Annotated in this window: 19 protein-coding genes; 9 read left to right on the forward strand and 10 right to left on the reverse strand. The window is 71.4% G+C overall.

The genetic code is table 11. The features are described from left to right. Positions 1 to 213: 213 nt before the first annotated feature. The 4 genes from ACV7NM_RS17430 to ACV7NM_RS17445 all read left to right on the forward strand — a co-directional run bounded on the left by ACV7NM_RS17430 (position 214) and on the right by ACV7NM_RS17445 (position 4670). Positions 214 to 1488, forward strand: a complete 1275-nt coding sequence (locus ACV7NM_RS17430) for an aspartate kinase (RefSeq protein ID WP_463411132.1) — start codon at positions 214 to 216, stop codon at positions 1486 to 1488. Then, on the forward strand, positions 1485 to 2558 hold the full coding sequence (locus ACV7NM_RS17435; protein WP_463411133.1) for an aspartate-semialdehyde dehydrogenase: 1074 nt from the start codon (positions 1485 to 1487) through the stop codon (positions 2556 to 2558). Before ACV7NM_RS17430 ends, ACV7NM_RS17435 begins: the two co-directional genes overlap by 4 nt. A 169-nt stretch (positions 2559 to 2727) precedes the next feature. Then, positions 2728 to 3501, forward strand: coding sequence for a SigE family RNA polymerase sigma factor (locus ACV7NM_RS17440; RefSeq protein ID WP_463411134.1), 774 nt, complete (start codon positions 2728 to 2730; stop codon positions 3499 to 3501). Then, positions 3498 to 4670 carry a hypothetical protein gene (locus tag ACV7NM_RS17445; RefSeq protein ID WP_463411135.1) on the forward strand — a complete coding sequence of 391 codons (1173 nt, stop codon included), beginning with the start codon at positions 3498 to 3500 and terminating at the stop codon, positions 4668 to 4670. The genes ACV7NM_RS17440 and ACV7NM_RS17445 overlap by 4 nt, the downstream gene beginning before the upstream one ends. Here ACV7NM_RS17445 and ACV7NM_RS17450 read toward each other — a convergent pair. Next, complete coding sequence (locus ACV7NM_RS17450) at positions 4639 to 5442, reverse strand: SURF1 family protein (RefSeq protein ID WP_463411136.1); 804 nt, start codon at positions 5440 to 5442, stop codon at positions 4639 to 4641. The two genes, ACV7NM_RS17445 and ACV7NM_RS17450, sit on opposite strands and share 32 nt — an antisense overlap. A gap of 42 nt (positions 5443 to 5484) precedes the next feature. Then, complete coding sequence (locus ACV7NM_RS17455; protein ID WP_463411137.1) at positions 5485 to 7302, reverse strand: S9 family peptidase; 1818 nt, start codon at positions 7300 to 7302, stop codon at positions 5485 to 5487. A 214-nt stretch (positions 7303 to 7516) separates the two neighbouring features. Here ACV7NM_RS17455 and codA point away from each other — a divergent pair, with 214 nt between their 5' ends. Both codA and ACV7NM_RS17465 read left to right on the forward strand, forming a co-directional pair. Next, positions 7517 to 8833 carry a cytosine deaminase gene (gene codA, locus ACV7NM_RS17460; RefSeq protein ID WP_463411138.1) on the forward strand — a complete coding sequence of 439 codons (1317 nt, stop codon included), beginning with the start codon at positions 7517 to 7519 and terminating at the stop codon, positions 8831 to 8833. A gap of 37 nt (positions 8834 to 8870) precedes the next feature. Beyond that, a complete protein-coding gene (locus tag ACV7NM_RS17465) occupies positions 8871 to 9461 on the forward strand; it encodes an HD domain-containing protein (RefSeq protein WP_463411139.1) in 591 nt (196 codons plus the stop codon). 120 nt (positions 9462 to 9581) lie between these two features. Here the strand turns inward: ACV7NM_RS17465 and ACV7NM_RS17470 are convergent, their stop codons facing one another. The 6 genes from ACV7NM_RS17470 to ACV7NM_RS17495 all read right to left on the reverse strand — a co-directional run bounded on the left by ACV7NM_RS17470 (position 9582) and on the right by ACV7NM_RS17495 (position 15905). Then, positions 9582 to 9779: an MbtH family protein gene (locus ACV7NM_RS17470; protein WP_463411140.1), complete on the reverse strand. Its 198-nt coding sequence runs from the start codon at positions 9777 to 9779 to the stop codon at positions 9582 to 9584. Positions 9780 to 9827: 48 nt separating this feature from the next. Beyond that, complete coding sequence (locus ACV7NM_RS17475) at positions 9828 to 11270, reverse strand: phytoene desaturase family protein (protein WP_463411141.1); 1443 nt, start codon at positions 11268 to 11270, stop codon at positions 9828 to 9830. Next, positions 11267 to 13252, reverse strand: coding sequence for a S53 family peptidase (locus ACV7NM_RS17480; RefSeq protein WP_463411142.1), 1986 nt, complete (start codon positions 13250 to 13252; stop codon positions 11267 to 11269). Before ACV7NM_RS17480 ends, ACV7NM_RS17475 begins: the two co-directional genes overlap by 4 nt. A 148-nt stretch (positions 13253 to 13400) precedes the next feature. Next, positions 13401 to 14537, reverse strand: coding sequence for a M23 family metallopeptidase (locus tag ACV7NM_RS17485; RefSeq protein WP_463411143.1), 1137 nt, complete (start codon positions 14535 to 14537; stop codon positions 13401 to 13403). After that, complete coding sequence (locus ACV7NM_RS17490; RefSeq protein ID WP_463411144.1) at positions 14530 to 15516, reverse strand: hypothetical protein; 987 nt, start codon at positions 15514 to 15516, stop codon at positions 14530 to 14532. The genes ACV7NM_RS17485 and ACV7NM_RS17490 overlap by 8 nt, the downstream gene beginning before the upstream one ends. Before the next feature lie 53 nt (positions 15517 to 15569). Next, a complete protein-coding gene (locus ACV7NM_RS17495) occupies positions 15570 to 15905 on the reverse strand; it encodes a hypothetical protein (RefSeq protein ID WP_463411145.1) in 336 nt (111 codons plus the stop codon). On the opposite strand from ACV7NM_RS17495, the gene ACV7NM_RS17500 reads away from it, so the two are divergent. After that, entirely contained in the window at positions 15900 to 16100 is a 201-nt protein-coding gene (locus tag ACV7NM_RS17500; RefSeq protein ID WP_463411146.1) for a hypothetical protein, read from the forward strand. The genes ACV7NM_RS17495 and ACV7NM_RS17500 overlap by 6 nt on opposite strands. Before the next feature lie 69 nt (positions 16101 to 16169). Here ACV7NM_RS17500 and ACV7NM_RS17505 read toward each other — a convergent pair whose 3' ends face one another. After that, the gene (locus ACV7NM_RS17505; RefSeq protein ID WP_463413969.1) at positions 16170 to 17672 is read right to left on the reverse strand and encodes an MFS transporter; all 1503 of its coding nucleotides are present in this window, start codon (positions 17670 to 17672) and stop codon (positions 16170 to 16172) included. A 19-nt stretch (positions 17673 to 17691) separates the two neighbouring features. Beyond that, positions 17692 to 18318 carry a TetR/AcrR family transcriptional regulator gene (locus ACV7NM_RS17510; protein WP_463411147.1) on the reverse strand — a complete coding sequence of 209 codons (627 nt, stop codon included), beginning with the start codon at positions 18316 to 18318 and terminating at the stop codon, positions 17692 to 17694. Positions 18319 to 18999: 681 nt separating this feature from the next. On the opposite strand from ACV7NM_RS17510, the gene ACV7NM_RS17515 reads away from it, so the two are divergent. After that, the gene (locus ACV7NM_RS17515; RefSeq protein WP_453421375.1) at positions 19000 to 19644 is read left to right on the forward strand and encodes a DUF433 domain-containing protein; all 645 of its coding nucleotides are present in this window, start codon (positions 19000 to 19002) and stop codon (positions 19642 to 19644) included. Next, a complete protein-coding gene (locus ACV7NM_RS17520; protein WP_453421376.1) occupies positions 19641 to 20093 on the forward strand; it encodes a DUF5615 family PIN-like protein in 453 nt (150 codons plus the stop codon). The genes ACV7NM_RS17515 and ACV7NM_RS17520 overlap by 4 nt, the downstream gene beginning before the upstream one ends. Positions 20094 to 20153: the final 60 nt, after the last annotated feature.

Here is a 20153-nt window from a genome sequence, read left to right on the forward strand (position 1 = left end):
CGCCCCGGACGCGCTTGGACCGTCGCCCCGGACGCGCTTGGACCGTCGCCCCGGACGCGCTTGGACCGTGGCCGTGGACGCGCTTGGGCCGCCGCCGCGGGCGCGCTTCTGGGATGAAGCGAACATCTCATGATGTGGTACGTGCCGGTCGGATTCCGGTCGCTCGTTAGACTGCGTGACTGACCGCAGTAATGGATTGAGCGAGGAGCGCACGTGGGCCTTGTCGTGCAGAAGTACGGAGGCTCCTCCGTAGCCGATGCCGAGGGCATCAAGCGTGTCGCCAAGCGGATCGTGGACGCCAAGAAGAACGGCCACCAGGTGGTCGTCGTGGTATCCGCGATGGGCGACACGACGGACGAGCTGATCGATCTCGCCGAGCAGGTATCCCCGATGCCTGCCGGTCGTGAGTTCGACATGCTGCTGACGGCGGGAGAGCGGATCTCCATGGCCCTGCTGGCCATGGCGATCAAAAACCTGGGCCACGAGGCCCAGTCGTTCACCGGCAGCCAGGCAGGTGTCATCACCGACTCGGTCCACAACAAAGCGCGCATCATCGATGTCACGCCGGGCCGTATCCGCACCGCGCTGGACGAGGGCAACATCGCCATCGTCGCCGGCTTCCAGGGTGTCTCGGCCGACAGCAAGGACATCACCACGCTCGGCCGCGGCGGCTCGGACACCACCGCCGTCGCGCTGGCGGCGGCGCTGGACGCCGAGGTCTGCGAGATCTACACCGATGTCGACGGCGTCTTCACCGCGGACCCCCGCGTCGTGAAGAAGGCCCAAAAGATCGACTGGATCTCCTCCGAGGACATGCTGGAGCTCGCGGCCTCCGGCTCCAAGGTGCTGCTGCACCGCTGCGTCGAGTACGCGCGCCGCTACAACATCCCGATCCACGTCCGCTCGTCCTTCTCCGGACTGCCGGGCACCTGGGTCAGCAACGAGAATCCGCAAGGGGACGAGCCGGTGGAGCACGCCATCATCTCCGGAGTCGCGCACGACGTCTCCGAAGCCAAGATCACGGTCGTCGGCGTCCCGGACAAGCCGGGCGAGGCCGCGGCGATCTTCCGCGCTATCGCGGACGCCGAGATCAACATCGACATGATCGTGCAGAACGTGTCGGCCGCCTCGACCGGGCTGACGGACATCTCCTTCACGCTCCCCAAGACCGAGGGGCACAAGGCCATCGAGGCCTTGGAGAAGGCGAAGGGCGCGATCGGCTTCGACTCGCTGCGCTACGACGACCAGATCGGCAAGATCTCCCTGGTCGGCGCCGGCATGAAGACGAACCCGGGCGTCACCGCCTCGTTCTTCCAGGCGCTGTCCGACGCGGGCGTCAACATCGAGCTGATCTCGACCTCCGAGATCCGCATCTCGGTCGTGACCCGCCAGGACGACGTCAACGAGGCCGTCCGCGCCGTGCACACGGCCTTCGGCCTCGACTCCGACAGCGACGAGGCCGTCGTCTACGGAGGCACCGGACGATGACCACCCGGTCGGCCCCGGCCCCGGCGCTCGCCGTGGTCGGGGCGACCGGAGCGGTCGGCTCCGTCGTCCTGCGGATACTGTCCCAGCGCGCCGACGTCTGGGGCGACATCCGCCTGATCGCCTCGCCGCGCTCCGCCGGCCGCCTACTGCTCGTGCGCGGGCGGGAGACCGAGGTGCTCGCCCTCAACGAGGACGCCTTCGACGGCCTCGGGGCGGGCGATGTCGTGCTGTTCCTGACGCCGCCCGAGGTGTCCGCGCAGTGGGCTCCCGCCGTGACGGCGCGCGGAGCCGTGGCCGTGGACCAGTCCGCGGCCTTCCGGGACGATCCCGAGGTGCCGGTGGTGGTGCCCGAGGTGAACGCGCACGCCGTACGGGTCCGCCCGCGCGGCATCGTGGCGGGGCCCGACTGCGTGACCGCCACCATGATCGCCGCCCTGGGGGCGCTGCACGCCGACTACGGCCTGACCGACCTGGCCGTTTCCTCGTACCAGGCGGCGAGCGCCGCGGGCCGGGCGGGTACGGAGGCACTGCGCCGCCAACTGTCGCTGGTCGCCGGGACGTCACTGGGGGAGCAGCCCGGGGACGTGCGGCGGGTCGTGGGCGACGACACCGGGCCCTTCGCGGCGCCGCTCGCGCTGAACGTCGTGCCCTGGTCCGGTGAGCTGCGCGAGGGCGGCTGGTCCTCGCACGAGCTGGCCGTGCGGTCGCTGACCCGGCGGATCCTGGAGCTGGCGGAGCTGCCGATCGCGGTGACCTGCGTACAGGTTCCGGTGCTGGAAGGGCACTCGTTGACGGTACGGGCCCGGTTCGAGCGCGAGGTCGACGCCGGGCAGGCCCGCAAGACGCTGGAGACGGCGCCCGGGGTGGTCGTCGTGGACGATCCGGCGGTGGGGGAGTTCCCGACGCCGGTGGACGCGGCCGGGACCGATCCCGCCTGGGTGGGCCGGGTGCGGGGCTCCCTCGACGACAGTCGTTCCCTGGAGTTCTTCGTCTGTGCGGACAACTTGCGCAAGGGCGCGGCTCTTAACGCGACGCAGATCTCGGAACTGATCGCGGGTGAATTCGCGTAAATCGCTTTGTAGGATCTGTGGTGATCCCTCGATCAAGGTGATGGCCCGACTGCCGCCTGGACAAACGAGGCGAACGGGAAGATCGGGTGCGCATGAGGGCAACGGGGAAAGGGCCGACCACCACGCCCCGCGCGTACAACCCCGGAGGGACGACGCGAGTCCAACGGGCGTGGCAGAGGCATTGCTCGACTTCACCGTCGCCCCGGCGCGAGGCACCACCGGCCGTACCGCCGGGGGGCTCGGCGCTCCGGCGCGTCGGCGCTCCCCCGTGCCCGGCGGGTACCCGATGATCCTTCCCGTCCCGCCGACCGGCGTCCCGGCGGCCGCCCTGCCGTCCCGGGCCGGTCGCGTGCCCGCGCCCCGCGAGAGCGCGGAATCCGCCGGCAGCGCGGCCGTGCGGCCCGCGGCGGAGCCCGCCGAGTCCCCCGTCGAGAAGGCCGTGGTCGCGGGCACCACGGTCGACCACCTCACGGAGACCTACCAGGCCCACTACCGCTCCCTCCTCGGGCTGGCCGCGCTGCTCCTCGACGACACGGCCTCCTGCGAGGACGTGGTTCAGGAGGCCTTCATACGCGTCCACTCGGCCCGCAACCGGGTGCGGGACCGCGACAAGACGCTTGCATACCTCCGCCAGACGGTCGTCAACCTGTCGCGCTCCGCGCTGCGCCGCCGCATCCTCGGCCTGAAGCTCCTCTCGAAACCCATGCCCGACATGGCGAGCGCGGAGGAGGGCGCCTACGACCGGCTGGAGCGGGACGACCTGATCAAGGCGATGCGAGGCCTCCAGCGACGGCAGCGCGAGGTACTGGTGCTGCGGTACTTCGCGGACATGACCGAGGCCCAGGTCGCCGAGACGCTCGGCGTCTCGCTCGGCTCGGTGAAGGCGTACGGTTCGCGGGGCATTGCCGCGCTGCGGGTGGCGATGGAGGCTGCGCGGTCATGAGGGACGACGACACCACCCGCCGGGACGGCACCACCCGCGCGGACGACACCACCCGCCGGGACGAAGTTGTCCGCCCGGACGGCCTCGACGCCTTGGAGGAGCGGCGGCTGCGCGCCCTGCTGAGCGGCGCCGTGCAGGGCCTGGAGCCCTCCGAACACGCACTGGAGCGGCTGCGGCACGCGGTCCCCGCCCGCCGGACCCGCAGGCGTCGCGCCCTCCTCGGTGCGGCGGCGGCCGTCCTGCTGGCCGGTGCGGCGGTCCCGACGGCCCTGCGCATGACCGGCACCGCGGGCAGCGGCGCGGCCGGGCACCCGGCCATGGCCGGGCACGGGGAGGTGCCGGGCGGCAAGGTGGGCAGCTCCTCCGACCCCCGCCAGAACGGCTCGGGGACCCACGCCTGGTCCACGGCCCCCGCCGGCAAGGACCCAGGGGCGGGCGACGGCGGCGGCAGCCCCGCCCCCCGCCCGAGCGGCTCCTCCTCGGACGGCGCCGTCGCGGGCCCGACCGCCGGCGGCGCCTCGACGGGTACCTCCGGCCACCGGGACCGCAACCACCAGTTGCCCCCGATCGGGGCGGTGCCCGGAGTCCCCGAGTGCACCGCCGGGCAGCTCGGCGTGCTGGGCAGCGCCCACGCGCCGGGGGCCGACGGCAAGGTGTACGGCAGTTTCAAGGTCACCAACGTCTCGGGCCGCGGCTGCGTGGCCTCCGGCCGGGACACGGTGACCGCCGCCCCCGCGGCCGACCCCCCGCCGCCCACGCGGAGCCCGGTGGTGTCCGTGGTCGGGCACACCGCGGGCGATCCGGCGAGCGCACTGCTCCCCGACCCGTCCGCGGAGTCCCCGGCGGTCGTGCTCCAGCCGAACGCGGCGTACGAGGTCCGGTTCGCCTGGGTGCCCTCGGAACTCTCCTGTCCGGCGGGAACCGCCGACCCGTCGGCGAAGCCGGCACGGGGCGGGAGCGGAGCGGCCGGTACGGCGCCGGGCGCCGACGGCCCGGCCGCGGCCTCCGCCCCGCTGGGCGCCACCGGCGATCCGGTCCCGACCGGGGTGGAGGTGTCCCACACCCCGGCGGCGGGCGCGCCGACGACGCAGGCGACGATCCCGGCGGCCTGCGGCGGAACGGTCTACCGGACGGGGGTCATTCCCCTGACGGCGCCGTCGAAGCCGTAACGGCCGGACGGATCTGCTGCTCCGGCACCAGACCCGCCTGCGCGTCCCGCAGGGACTCCACCTCGCGCCGGTAGAAGCGGAACCACATGAACAGCACGAAGGCGGCGAAGACGAACCACTCGCCGGTGTAGCCGAGGTTCTGGAAGGCCTTCAGGTCGAGCCCGGTGTTGTCCGGTGCCTTCGCGGGCACCGGAAGCATCCCGTCCGACGGGGTCTGCACGGTCAGCCACGCGTCGTACAGCGGCTCCGGCACCAGGTTCACCAGGGTCGCCGCGCCGATCACGCCGAGCTGCCCGGCGGGCAGGCCGCCCTGCGCGTGCGCACCCTTCGTGCCGGAGTTCTCGGAGGCCTGGAGCGCCCCGGTGACCTCCACCCGGCCGCTCGGCGCGGCCGGTGCCCTCGCCGCGTCCGCGTCGCCCGGCAGCCAGCCCCGGACCACCGGGACGGCTTTGCCGGAGTCGGTCCTCAGCAGGTTCAGGACGTAGAAGCCGTTCTTGCCGTCGAGGTCGCGCTCGGGGACCAGCAGTTGTTCCCCGTACACCCCCGCCGCGGAAGCCAGCCGTCCGGAGGTCTTCTTGTCCACCGGGAGCAGCGATTCCAGCGGCGCGGCGGGCTGCTCCTCGGGCCGCTGGGCGGTGGCCTCGCGGTGGTCGCCGACGCGGTCCTCGAAGCGGCCGAGCTGCCAGGTCCCCATGAACAGGCAGAAGGGGATGGCGAGGACGACGAAGACGTTGATCCCCCACCAGCGCGGGGTCAGGAGAAACCGGTGCACCCCACCACCGTACGGGGGGCGCACCGGATCACCGGTGTCGGGTCAGGCGGGGAGGTGCTTGAGGGCGAACTCCAGATCCATCCGGACCTGCTTGATCCGCTCCTCCACCACGAGCGAGCCGTGGCCGGCGTCGTACCGGTACACCTCGTGCACCGCCCCGCGCGCCGCGAGCCGCTCCACGTAGTTGTCGATCTGCCGGATCGGGCAGCGCGGGTCGTTCACGCCCGCCGCGATGTGGACGGGGGCCTTCACCGCGTCCACGTACGTCAGCGGCGAGGACGCCTCGAACCGCTCGGGGACCTCCTCGGGCGTGCCGCCGAAGAGGGTGCGGTCCAGCGACTTCAGCGCCTCCATCTCGTCGTGGTAGGCCGTCACGTAGTCCGCCACCGGTACGGCGGCCAGGCCGACCGCCCAGGCGTCGGGCTGCGTGCCCAGGCCCAACAGCGTCAGGTACCCGCCCCACGAGCCGCCCGACAGCACGAGCCGCGCCGGGTCGGCGAGGCCGGAGGCGACGGCCCACTCGCGGACCGCCGCGATGTCCTCCAGCTCGATCAGCCCGACGCGGTGCTTGAGGGCGTCGGTCCACTCCCGCCCGTATCCCGTCGAACCGCGGTAGTTGACGCGGACGACCGCGAAGCCGTGGTCCAGCCAGGCCGCCGGGGTGGCGGCGAAGGCGTCGCTGTCGTGCCAGGTGGGGCCGCCGTGGATCTCGAACACCGTCGGGAAGGGGCCGTCCCCGTGGCCGACGGGCCGCTGTGCCAGCGCGTGGACGCGCCCGCCCGGCCCCTCCACCCAGGCGTCCTCCACCGGGACCGAGCCCGGCGGCCGGAACCCGGGCGGGTCGAGCACGACCCCGCCCGCCGTGGACCGGATCGTCGACGGCTCGGCGGCCGAGGACCACTGGTACTCCACCGTCCCGTCCGGCCGGGCCGTCGCACCCGAGACCGACCCCGGCGGCGTGTCCACGCGTACGAGTTCCCGAGCCGCCAGGTCGTACCGCCACAGCTCGCCGCGCGCCTCGAAGTCGTGGTGGATCAACAGCGCCGAGCCGTCCGGGTACCACTCGGCGCCCACGTCGCCCGGCAGGTCGATCGCCAACTCCTCCTCGGTCCCCGTCGCCACGTCCCACACCATCGGCTCCCAGCGGCCCCGCCGCTGGTGCCCGACGAGCAGCCGGGTGTCGCCGGCGACGGGGGCGAAACCGAGCACGCTCAGGCCCAACTCCACGGCGCCGCCCTCGGAGTCGTCCAGCTCGGCGACGGGGGCGCCGTCGAGGGTCACCACGCGCAGCGCCGAATGCATGGCGTCGCCGTGCTCGGTGTGCTCGATCACGACCAGGGTGCCGTCCCGGGACAGGTCGCCGACGCCCGCCGACTCGCGGTGCCGGTAGATCACGGTCGGCTCGTCCGCGCCGGGCCGTACGACGTGGACGGTGGTGCCCTCCTCGTCGGTGGACCGGCCCACGACGGCCGTGCCGTCCCGGCCGATGGCCAGCCCGGCGGGGTACGAGGGCTTCAGGCCTGGGGTCGCCGGCTCGTCGGGGCCGCCCGCGAAGGGCTGGCGCACCCAGGTGCCGAACTCGTCGCCGTCGGTGTCGGAGAACCACCAGATCCACTCGCCGTCGGGCGAGAGGGTGCCGTCGGTGGTGCCGTTGGGGCGGTCCGTGGCCTGCCGCCGACTGCCGGTGGCGCGGTCCCAGGCATAGAGCTCGTAGGTCCCGGTCGCGTTGGAGACGAAGAGCGAGCGGTCCGGGGCGTCCTCGGCCCATTCGGGCAGCCCTACGCGCGGAGCCCGGAAGCGTTTCTCCCAGTCGGGCATCTCGGGGGACGGTACGGAGGTCACGTCGGTGTCGCTGGTCATGGCCCCACCTTGCCGTACCGCGCGCCGGTATGCCGACTACGCCGATCGGGCGCATCGTGGGGGCGTCCCCGGAGAGGGCCGCCGGGGCCCGTGCCGGGGCGGGCGGCCCGCGACGTGCGGTCGGTCGTCGCTGACGTGCGGTCGGTCGCCGCGAAACGCGGGGCACGCGGCACAAGGCCCGGTCGAGCGCGGCCGGTGCCCCTACGCTGGCCGCATGCGGATGATCGTCCGGGGCGCCCGGCTGCTGCACGAACACGGCCTGTCCGACGTGGAGGTGTCCGAGGACGGACGGATCGCCCGCGTCGTCCCGTACGACGACCAGAAGGAACCACCGGCGACCGGTGTGCTGATCGAGGCGCACGGCGCGCTGCTCTCGCCTCCGTACGTCGAGCCGCACATCCACCTCGACACCGCCCTGACCGCCGGTGAGCCGCGCCCCAACGCGTCCGGGACCCTTTGGGAGGGCATCGCCTGCTGGAGCGAGCGCAAGAAGACCCTGACCCGCGAGGACGTGATCGCCCGGGCCACCGAGGTGCTGCGCTGGCAGGCGGCGCAGGGAGTCCTGCACGTACGGACCCACTGCGACGTCACCGATCCGACGCTGACCGCGCTCGACGCGCTGCTGGAGGTCCGCGACCGGGTGCGGGACGTGATGACGCTCCAGATCGTGGCCTTCCCGCAGGAGGGCATCGTCTCCTTCCCGGACGGCGAGGCGCTGCTGCGCGAGGCGGTCCGGCGCGGGGCGGATGTCGTCGGCGCGATCCCGCACTTCGAGGACACCCGCGAGGACGGGGTCGCCTCGCTCGCGATCGCCTTCGCACTGGCCGAGGAGCACGGGCTGCGCGTCGACGCGCACTGCGACGAGATCGACGACGAGCAGTCGCGGTTCGTGGAGGTACTGGCCACCCTCGCGCTGCGCTCGGGCCTGCGGGAGCGGGGCACCGCCTCGCACACGACGGCGATGGGTTCCTACGGCGGCGGGTACAGCTTCAAACTCCGGCGGCTGCTCTCGCGTTCCGGGATCAACCTCGTCGCGAACCCGTTCGCCAACCTCAACCTCCAAGGTCGGTTCGACGGATACCCCAAGCGGCGCGGCCTCACGCAGGTCAAGGAGATGCTGGCGGCGGGCGTGAACGTGGCCTTCGGCCACGACGACGTGATGGACCCGTGGAACGCGCTCGGGACCGGCAACCCGCTGCAGACCGCCCTGGTGGGCCTGTACGCGGCCCAGTTGACCGGCACGGACGAGATCCCGGTGGCGTTCTCCATGGTGACGGACCGCGCGGCGCGGGTGCTGGGCCTGTCCGGGACCGAGTACGGCATCACGGCGGGCGCGCCGGCCTCGTTCGTGCTCCTGCCGGCCGAGTCACCGCAGGAGGCGATCCGGCGCCAGGTCCGCCCCCGGTACGTCGTCTCGCGCGGCACCGTCCTCGCCGAGAGTCCGCCCGCGGTGACGCGGCTGCTGTCCTGGCCGGGGGAGGACGGGCCGGCGGAGGTGGACTTCAGCCGCAGGCGGGAAACCCACCGATAGGACGGGAGTTCGACGGCAAAGCCCTACGCTGCGCCTCATGACATGGACCTTCGACACCGATGCCGGCCGCGCCGCGCTGGAGATCGCCTCCGAGTACGCGGACACGACCCTGCTGAACCACTCGATCCGCTCGTACGCCTTCGGGGCCTGGTACGCGCGGCAACACGGGTTGACCCATGACGCCGAACTCTTCTACGTCAGTGCCCTGCTGCACGATCTGGGCCTGACCGCACCGTTCGACAGTCACACGCTGCCCTTCGAGGAGGCGGGCGGTCATGTGGCGCGCGTCCTGACGGCGGGGCTGGGTTGGCCGCCGGCCCGGCGGGCGCGTGCGGAGGAGGTGATCGTCCTGCACATGCGGGACGACGTGACGGCCGGCCAGGACGTGGAGAGCCACCTCCTCCAGGTGGGGACTAGCGCGGACGTGTCGGGGCTGCGGGTGGGAGAGTTCCCCGAGTCGTTCCTCGCGGACCTCCTCGCGGAGTACCCCCGGCACGGCTTCGGGAAGGCGTTCCTGACGCTGGTCGAGGACCAAGCGGTGCGCAAGCCCGACTGCGCGGCGGCGGCCTACGTGGCGGGCGGCGCGCAGGCCCGTATCGCGGCGAACCCCCTGGACCACCGCGCCTGAGTCCCCGACCGCCGCGCCGAGCTCCCGGGCGGGGCCTCCGCCCCGCCCGGGGCCGGAAGCGGGCCCGCGCGCCGGCGACCGGGCCCGCGCGCGTTCGAGAAGCGCGACGCGGGGGTTCCCCTACCCCCGCGCGCTCTTCGGCCGCATGTCCGTCCAGGTCTGCTCGACGTACTCCAGGCACGCCGCCCGGCTGCTCTCGTCGCGCGCTATTGACCAGCCCGCCGGGACGGCGAAGGGGGCCGGCCAAAGGGACCGCTGGTCTTCCTCGTTCACGAGGACCAGGTAGCTGCCGTCAGCGTTCTCGAACGGGTTCGACATGATGATGTGCTCCTTGACTGAAGGGGGGAGATCGGATCGGTGGCCCTGTCAGGGCCGGTCCAGAGACGGAAGCGGCATGCCGAGGTGGCGCAGGGCCGACCCGGCGGCGTGGTAGCCGCACATGCCGTGGACTCCGGGGCCCGGTGGGGTCGCCGCAGAGCACAGGAAGACTCCCGGTATCCCGGTGCGGTAGGGGTCCACCGCGGCGCGCGGGCGCATCACCATCTGAGTGAGGGTGTTGGCGCCGGTGAGGATGTCGCCTCCGATGTAGTTGGCGTTGTACGACTCCAGTTGCGCGGCGGACATGGCCACATGGGCGATCACGCGCTCCCGCAACCCCGGGGCGAAGCGCTCCAGCTGGGCGAGCACGGCTTCGGTGGCGTCGCCGGTATAGCCGTGCGGGACGTGCGCGTAGGCCCAGACGGGATGGACATCACCCGCGGAGCGGATCGGGTCGGCGAGGTACTGCTGGGAGACGAGGACGAAGGGGCGCTCCGGCATCCGGCCACGCGTGATGTCCTGCTCGGCGTGGGCGACCTCCTCCAGCGTGCCGCCCAAGTGCACAGTTCCTGCTCGCCGGCAGGCTTCGTCGCGCCACGGCACTCCGCCCGCGACGGCCATGTCGACCTTGAACGCCGCCGGCCCGTGCGCCCAGCGTGCGTAGGCGCGCCGGGTGCGGGCGGGCAGGCGGTCGCCGCACAGGGCCACGGCGGCGCGCGGTGCCACGTCCAGCAAAGTGACGCGACTGGGCGGCAGCTGGGCGAGGGAGCGCACCCGGACGCCGGTCTCCACAGTGCCTCCGAGTTCGGTCAGACGCGCTGCCAAGGCGTTCGTGACGGCCTGGGACCCGCCGTGCGCGACAGGCCATCCGTGCCGGTGCCCGGCCGCGACGAGCATGAGGGCGATGGCGGCGCTGCCGGGCGCGGCCAGAGGACGCAGCGCGTGCGCGGCCAACCCGGCGAACAGGGCGCGGGCCTGCGGAGTGTGCCAGCGGTTCGCGACGGCGGTGGCGGTGCGGGGGGCGAGAAGCCCGAAACGGGCCAGGGGAAGAGGGTGCCGGGGCAGGTGGAGCGGGGGCGCCATCAGCTCGGTGGCCAGGGAGTCGTAGTGGTGCGACAGCGGTGCGAAGAGCCGCCGCCACGCTTCTCCGTCCGAGCCGAGGCCGCCTACCGTCCGGTCCAGCGAACGCCGCAGCACGGCTGCGGGGCCCCGGTCGAGCGGATGGGCGAGGTCGATGTCGGGCCATCGCCACTCCAGGCCGTGCCGCTCCAGCGCGAGTGAGCGCAGGAAGGGCGAAGCGAGGGCCATGGGGTGGACGGCCGCACAGTGGTCGTGCAGCAGTCCCGGCAGGGTGAGTTCGCTGGTACGGGTGCCGCCCCCGATGGTGTCGGCCGCCTCCAGCACGGTGACCGAGAGCCCCTGCTGGGCCAGGGCGACGGCGGCGGCCAGCCCGTTCGGGCCGGCCCCCACCACGATCGCGTCCAAAGTCACCGCAGACGTCCCCCGGTACGCCGGAACCACTGAAGGTAGGCCGGCGAAGGCGAGCCGAGCCCGGTGGCGTAGTCGTAGCCGGGGCCGGCGTGCAGGCCGTAGTCGCGGCCCAAGGCGTACAGGACGTAGCGCTGCTTCTCGTCCTCGGAAGGCCCGTAGTCGCGCACGGTGGTGAGGGGGCCGGGTCCCGCGGCCGCAGGCTGGTCCGTGACGTCGCGGAAGGCGGTCGAACCGCCGAGGGCGTAGAGCAAGGGGTTGGCGAAGCCGAGGGGATGACCAATCACTTGCTGGGCGTCGGCCTGTAGTGCGGCGAAGGCGGGGGTGGCGGCGGAAGTGCCGCCGAAGCCGACGAGCTGGAACTGTCCGCTGTCGGTCAGCCCGACCAGGACGGGCAGGGCACCGTCACCTTCCATGGCCACGTCCGGGGTCGCCCTGCGGGCGGGCGTGCCGGCCGCGGGGGCGGGGACGTGTCCGTGCTGGTACCACGGCTCGGGGAAGTCGCTGAGCCCTCCTCCGCCGCCGAAGGCGAAGACCCCCGGCACCGGGCCCCAAGCTCGCTGGGTGCCGGTACCGGTCAGGACCGACAGCTCATCGCCCATGCTGGTCTCCCAGGCGTAGTCGCCGTGCCGGTCCAGGGCCAGGGTGGTGCCTCCGACGGAGGTTACCCAGGGGGAGCCGCTCGGGAAGTCTGCCTGGGCCGCGGTGGTCTTCATGTCGCAGTTGACTCCGGTCTCGGCGGCAACGGGGGAGGAGTCGCCGCAGTCACCGGCAGCGAAGTACGTGCCGATGCCTTCGGCGGCGGCCTGCTGGAACAGCAGGTTCCACGCGTTGACCAGGTCCGGCGTCAGATGCCCGGGGTCGGAGTGGATGATTTCCGCCCAGGAGTTCGATATGGAGTCGGCCAGGTGCTGGTCGATAACGGTGGCCTCTGCGTCCATGAGGTCGTTGTCCAGGCATGAGTCGGCGCCGATGTAGAGCACGTCGGCGTCGGGGGCGAGGCCGTGGGCCATGTCCACGTCCAAGGCCTGCTCCCCGGCCCAGGCCTCGGGCGGTGCGCAGGCGGGCCCCACGCTCCAATCCTTCGGTGTGACCTGCTGGCGGTACTGGCCCGGCCGGAAGGGGCGGTCGCCGGTGGCCTGGGCGAACCGGTCCGCGTCGGCGGGCATGGTGGGGGACCCGTAGGCGTCGACGATCGCGATGGTGGCGCCCTTACCGGTTGCGCCGGAGCCTCCCGCGCCGTACGCGCGGCGCAGCTGCGAGGGCAGGTAAGGGCAGGAGGAGAAGGCCGGGGTGTTGCCGTACGCGGGGGGCAGTTCCGAGGCGGGCTTCTCCCCGAAGTGGTCGGAACAGACCGCGGGCGTTCCGGTGGGGGCGGTGGCGCGTGAGGACAACGGATGGGCGGCCGCGGGTGCGGACAGTCCGGACACGGCGACGATGTCGTCGCCCAGGGCTTCCGGCACGCTGACGTCGCCGGTGGGGGCGTTGACGGTCCCCCCGGTGGTCCGGTAGCGGTGCACGGGACTCTTGAGCGCCTCCTGCACGGCCTTCGCCGGGCCGGAGATCTCCAGATAGTGATGGGTGTCCCGGTTGACGGTGACCCCGGCGCCGGTGAGCCAGTGGGCGATGGCCCGGTGTTCCTGGTCGCTGAGGGCGAAGCGCCGACGGTACTGGTCGGGCGTGAGGAAGTGCCGGTAGGCCGGGTTGTGGGGATCGGTGACGTTCTTGAGGAACGCAGCCAGGCCGGCCGGGTCGCGGGAGCCGAGATACAGGCGGGCGGTGAGGTGCTCCTCGGCGGGGACCGGGCCGGTGTCGGCCGCGGCGGTGGCATAGCCGGGGTGCGAGCCCGGCACGATGTGGCGGTGCGCGGAGGGGGCGTCGGCCTGGGCGGCCGGGGCGGCGAACGCGGTGCCCAGGAGCGCGGCGCAGGCCACGGCGGCGAGGGTACGGGGCCGTACGCGTCGGAGCGGAGATGACGGGGACACGGATTTCCCTTCGGGCAAGGGGCGTGGCGAAAGGGGCATGGCGAAAGAGGCACGACGAAAGAGGCACGACGAAAGAGGCACGACGAAGACGTGCCGGACTGTCGGACATGAGGAGCGGGGGGGGGAAGGGGACCGATTTGAAGGGCGGTCAGGTGCGCAGGGTGCGCCCGCGGTGCAGCGTCCCGTCGATGCCGGTGAACCGGAGGTCGAGCCCTACACCTTCGCGTTCGGCATGGATGTGCAGGTGCGGCTCGCTGGTGTTCCCGGAGTTGCCGACTTCCCCGAGCAACTGACCGGTGTGCACCCGGTCGCCGGCGGACACCGTCACGCTGCCCGGCCGCAGGTGCGCGAGCTTGACGATTTCGCTGCCCGTGTCGATGAACACATGGTTCCCGTACGGCGGTCCGTAGCGGATCGCGCCGGGCGTCTGGTCGGCGTACCCGTCGGCGGCTGACACGACGTGGCCGTCGCACGGGGCGTACAGCTGCGCACCGTAAATCCGGAACGCGTCGGGGGAGTTGCCGCCTCGGAGTCGTACCCCGCGTGCACCGATGCCGACGACGTCAAGAGCCCCGCGCTGTTCGGGCTGCGGCAGATGGTGGTTGAGGCCGCGGCCGCCGCCCTGGGCGATGAGCCAGGTCCCGTCCCGCAGAGGGAAGTGCAGCGGGAGGGACACAGACGCGCCCCCAGAGGGCGAGCCGGCCCCGAGCTCCACATCGGCAGTCCCCGGAGGGAGGTGGGGCAGGCGCCAGGCGGAAGCCGCCGCCACGAACGCGCCCGCCTCCATGGACCGGCGAAACCAACGGGGCAACCGCGCCGGGGTGAAGAAGCCTTCCAGGACCAGATAGGCGGCGCCCGCGACGAGCACGTCCGCGCACCAGGCGGTCACGGACGGCGCGTTCCAGCACGCTGAGACGCGCACGGCCAGCAGCAGGCACCACACGAACCATGCCACGACGCCACGCCCGGCATCCGGGATGCGCAGCCGGCCGGGCCGGTAGGGGCCGGGGGAGATGCGGAGGTGGACGAGGTTCCCGTCGGCGTCCGCCTGGGCGAAGGCGAGGGCGTGGCCCGCGGTACCCCCGATCACCAGTCCGTCGCGACCGTCGGTGACACCGGTGAAGTCTCCGACGTGCTCCCGGGTCGCCGCGACGATCTCGCGCAGCCGCTGGTGGCCGACGGCGGCCACGACACGGGGTGCCAGCCGGGGCCACCGTTCGGGGTCGGCGAGGAGGAACCGTTCGAGCGCGTGGGCCGCCTCCGTGGGGTCGTCCGGCCTACGCATCGGCTCCGCTGCCCTGGGTTTCGAGCAGGCTTCCCACCGGATCCTTGCCGAGTGGGGGCCCGATGGGCGCGGGGGGCCGTGCATGCGCCATGAAGCGCGAGGCGAGTCCCGTGGCACGGTTTTTGAGCGACCGGTAGTCCTCGTCGCGCAAACAGGTGCAGTCCGCGCCGATCATCAGCAGGCCGAAGCACACCAGACCCATGAAGGCCATGATGCCCAGGTGCATGCCCTCGAGGGCCAAGGTGTTGGCCTTCCGTACCCAGCCGCGTGCGGACAGGATCGCGAAGGGCAGGGCCAGCTCGGCGAAGATGGTGAAGTAGCTGACGGCGGTGGTGACGTACGCGTTGCTCATCAAGTGCGCATAGGCCGGCCAGATCTGGAATCCGGTGAGCCGGCTGATGTAGTACATGGCGACGCCGTCCTGCCACATCTTCCCGGCGATCTTCCAGTAGCCGGCGGCGAAATAGAGGATCGCCGTCTGGAAGACGATCAGGTAGGCCGCCAGGTTGTGCAGGACCGTCGGCAGGGAAGGCCCTTCGTCCGCCCGCAGGCGAGCACGGCGCTGTTTGGCCCCGGGCGCGAAATAGGCGTTGGACACCGTGAAGACCATGAAGATGATGAGGATCTGGGCGAGGTTGTCACCGCCTTCGAGCACATCTTGGTTCCGGTTGTGCAGCGACCACATGAGTATCGCCTGGGCCAGGGTGAGTGCCCTGCCGCCATACACCATGTAAACGGCGGATACCAGGATGGTGGCGTGGAACACCATCTCGAACCACACAGTGGAATGGCTGAAGAAGTAGACGGAGAAGCTCCCCGGGGAGAGGGCGGCCTTCGCGGTCTCGATCGAGTTGTACGAGTGGGGCCCCCACAGGAACCGTCGGTTTCCGTAGTCGGAGAGGCAGTACATGACCGTTGCGAGGCCGATCACGACCCGCAGCAGCGCTATCCCGATCAGCCGGTGCTTGCGGCTCGCCATTCTCAGGAGTCCGGCGTCAAGCCGGGCCATGCCGGACGTTGCCCATGCGCGCATCAGCGGGCCACCCCCGGAACGTAGTCCATCCACGACGTCTCAAGAATGGCCTTGACCGGCTGGTCGTGCTTGGGGCTCGCATAGCGTTCGGAAAATGGAATCATGGGCTTGTTCTTGAATGCGGCCTGCACGGATATGATCTGCGCCTTCGGATACATCGAGTCGGCCTGGGCGGACAGGAAGCGCTGGATTTCCTCGAACTCCGACGCGTACTGCTTGTCGAGCAGGTCCTGCGCCGGTTTGCGATCCGCCTCGGGCAGGTTCTTGAAGTTCGTCACCGCGCTGGCGTAGCGATTGCCGGTGACACCCTGCTCAACCCGCACCAGATCGTGCACCGGCAACTCGACGTCGTCGGATCCTGGGCGTTCACCGGGGCACACCTCGTCGAGTACGTACGCCTGCTGCCCGCTCTCGCGGCGCGCTTCGACCTGGCGAGCCTGGTGTCGTCCTACTCGCTGCAGGACCACGAGGCCGCGCTCGCCGCCGTGGCGGGCGGCTCGGTGATGAAGGCGGTACTCACGAACAGATAGGTGTGCGTGAGCTGATGCGCGTGCGGAGCCGCCGGACCGTATCCGGCGGCTCCGCACGTGTGAAGGCGGTCAGTGGGGGGTTGCCGGCACGGCGTCGGCCCGGTCCACCCCGGCGCTGTCGGGCCGGGAAATGCCCTTTTGCTGCCTGGCGTTGACGAGGAGGAAGACGGCGACCGCGGCGACGACGAGGATGCCGACCGCCCACCAGATCGCCGTGGCATAACCGTGCACCGCGGCCTCGTTCGCCAGCCGGGTCGGGTCCGTGCCGGAACGGGCGTGCGAGGCGAGCCAGTCGGTCGTCGCGCCGGCCGCGATGGTGTTCAGCAGGGCGGTGCCGATGGAGCCGCCGACCTGCTGGGAGGTGCTGACCATGGCGGAGGCCACGCCTGCGTCCTGTGGCTGCACACTGCGGGTGGCCAGGCTCATCGCGGGCATGAAGGCCGTACCCATTCCCAGGCCGAGGAGCACCTGCGCGGGCAGCACCAGGCCCACGTACGAACTGTCGACCTCGATCCGGGTGAGCAGCGCGATGCCGAGGGCCGACGTCAGGAAGCCGGGCCCCATCAGCAGCCGCGCCGGCACCCGGGTCATCAGACGGGTGCCGATCTGCGTCGACCCGATCACCATCCCCACCACCATGGGCAGGAAGGCGAGTCCGGCGACGACCGGCGTGTACCCCTTCACGATCTGCAGGTAGTAGGTGAGGAACAGGAAGAGGCCGAACATGCCGATGACGGACAGGCCCAATGAGAGGTAGACGCCACCCCGGTTGCGTTCGGTCACCACCCGGAGCGGCAGTAGGGGGGCCGGGACCCGGGACTCGACGAAGACGAACGTCCCGAGCAGGGCCACCGAGGCGAGGAAGAAGCCGAGGGTGACGGGGGCGGTCCAGCCGTCGGACTCGGCGCGGGTGAACCCGTAGACCAGGGACAGCAGGCCGGTGGTGGCGAGGACGACTCCGGGGAGGTCCAGGCGCGCGCCGTTGCGGGCGCCCACCGGTTCACGGACCACGGTGACGGCACCTACCACGGCCGCGACGGCGAACGGGATGTTGACGAAGAGCGCCCAGCGCCAGTTCAGGTACTCCGTCAGCACCCCGCCCGTGATCAGGCCGACGGCGCCCCCCGCCCCGGAGATCGCGCCGTAGATCCCGAAAGCCTTGGCCCGTTCCCTGGGCTCGGTGAAGGTGACCGCGAGCAACGAGAGCGCGGCGGGCGCGAGCAGCGCGCCGAAGACGCCTTGCAGGGCGCGGGCGGCCAGCAGCATCCCGGGGTTGACCGCGAGGCCGCCCAGCGCGGACGCGCCGGCGAAGCCGAGCAGTCCGATGATGAAGGCACGTCTGCGGCCGGTCAGGTCGGCGATGCGGCCGCCGAAGAGCAGCAGGCTGCCGAATGCCAGGGAATAGGCGGTGATCACCCACTGGCGGTTGCCGTCGGAGATACCCAGGTCGTGCTGGGCCGAGGGCAGGGCGATGTTCACGACGGTCGTGTCCAGCACGACCATCAACTGGGCGATGCCGATGAATATCAGCGCTTTCCAGCGCCGCGGGTCGGGTTGGGCGGTTGCGTGCATCACGTCTCTCAGTTGACGTTCAGGGCGCCTGTTCAAGGCAGGGCAGCAGGGTGGGCAGCAGTTCGGCGAATACGTCGACGGCGGCGCCCAGCGCTTCCTGGCCACCGGCTCCGCCGGCGGCGGTCCGGGCGAGAATGCCCTCGCGGGAGGCGAGCAGGAAGACGGCGAGGCTCTGCGCGCCGACGCGCGTCCCGTTGCGCTCCAGCAGGGCCGCGAGAGCCCCGGTGACAGACTTGTCGTGTTCGTGCAGCCGGACGCTGAGCTCCGGGCTGCGGGCCGCGTCGAGCCGGAATTCCAGGAACAGCAGGATCCAGCCCCGCTCGTCCGGATCCACCGCCAGGAGCAGTTCCCCGATCCGGCGTGCCGCTCCCGGCGCCGGATCTCGCAGCAGACCTTCCAACTGATCGAGCCGGTGCGCGGAGTGGCGGTCGAACAGGGCGAGGACGAGGTCCTGCTTGCTCTCGAAGTTGGAGTAAAAGGCCCCCCGGGTATACCCGGCCGCCGCGCACATGTCCTCGATGCTGGTCTTCGCGTACCCCTGTTCGACCAACACCCGCCCGGCGGCGTCGAGCAGCCGCTCACGCGTGTGCACACGCCGCCGGGGCGGCCGTCCGGAACCGGCGGCAACAGTCTTCGATGGAGCCATGCCGGAACGATACAACAGTGTATTGAGTGCACCGTGTATTGAACGCCGTGCCAGGGAGCCGGGCCTGCCGGTACGCGGCCCGAGGCGCCGAGGAATCTGCGGCCGGGGGCCAGGTCGAGCTGCGGGTACGGAGGAGGCGCCCCCGGGCGCCCGGCGTCAGTGCCCCGGCCACAGCTCGCCGCTGAGCGTCCCGTGCAGCCGGGCGCCGCAGCTCGTTCAGGCCGACGATCTCCACGCCTTGCGGCCGAGGCAGCCTCCGATGCCCCGCGAACGATCTCCGCAGACGCAGAAAGGGCCCGATCCGCGATGCGGATCAGGCCCTTCACTGGTCTTACTCTGTCGGGGTGGCGGGATTTGAACCCACGACCTCTTCGTCCCGAACGAGGTCCACCCAAGATCCCCACCTGCGCAGATGGCGTTTCCCCTGGTCAGGGCTTCGTCCTCGGCTGGCGTGAGCGAGTCCCGACAGGTACCGGGGAGCGGATCGGCTCCCAGTCGGCTCCCAGCGAGGGGCCGGGAGGAGTGCTCGGCTGCTGTCGGATTTCAACATCATCGGCAGTGCCGTGCTGGCTCAGTCCCGAGCTGCCTCGAAAGGCGTCTTCGCCTTCCATTGCGTACGGGCTCCGGGACAATGAAGTACGGTCGGCGAAGCCCGACTATTGGGAGAGGAGGTGGGCGCGCGTGTCGTACGAGCCCAAGCTGGCTGCTGCTCTCTCGGGTGCCACCATGCGCCAGCTTTCCCATTGGCGGCATGCCTCCGGAAGCAGCGGTGCCCTGCTGGTTCCTGAGCTCTCTGACTCCCGCCCGATCTTGTACTCGTTTCGGGATGTTGTAGCCCTCCGCGCGTGCGTTCGGCTGAGGCAGGAGACCTCGCTGCAGAGGATCCGCAAGGCGCTGAACACTCTGAGGGAAGACCTGGGGGAGCGAGAGCACCTCTCCTCGTACGTCCTCGTCGCCGACCGGGGCGCGGTCTACCTGGCGGACGCGGAAAACGCTGTCGACCTGAACAGGGGCGGCAACATGGTGATCCACGAGCTTGTCGACGTGCTTGCGCCCTTCTATCGCGATGGGCGACACATCCCCGACCTGTTGGCACCTCGAGAGCACGTGGCGGTCGACTCCTCCGTGCGCGGAGGTGAACCTGTGATCCAGGGAACCCGGATCCCGGCCTCGGAGGTTGCTGCCCTCGTCCGAGACGGCATCCCGCCGGAGCAGATTGGCGACTTCTACCCTGGCGTGAGCGCTGAGGCAGCCCGTGACGCCGCCGACTTCACGGACTACGTTGACAGCTACGGCGACAGCGAACCCCGGCAGGTCGTCGCTTGAGGCTGCTGCTCGATGAGAACGTGCCACGGCCCATGGCCGAGATCGTGCGCATCTTGTTGAAGGCGCATGAGGTGGTTCACGTCCACGAGCTCCAGGGCTGGGCTGGCACGAAGGACATCGAGCTGTACGCCAGAGCCAAAGTCGAAGGCTTCGAGGTGATCATCACCAACGACGCCAAGCAGCTCAGCCGGCCGCTGGAGGTTGCGGCGATCGCCGAGTCGGGCCTGCACCGAATCGAGTACCGGCAGAACAACAAGCACGGTGGCCTCGTGGGCCTTGGCACCGCAATAGCCACCGTCTGCGCGGCCCTGCCCCACGCCATCGCGGAGCTGGCGGAGGCTGACGGCCAGCGGCTTATCGCTTTGCGGTCCATTGACCCGAGTCGGCAGAATCGCCTGCAGACGACAGACCCGGCGGCGGCACCACCCAAGTTCTGGCCCTCCCGCTAGGCTGCGTCGGCGAGGGATTGCCCCGAACGTCTTCCCCAAGTGTTCGTACGGCCGTCCGGT

This window comes from Streptomyces sp. Tek67B01, from assembly GCF_055231995.1.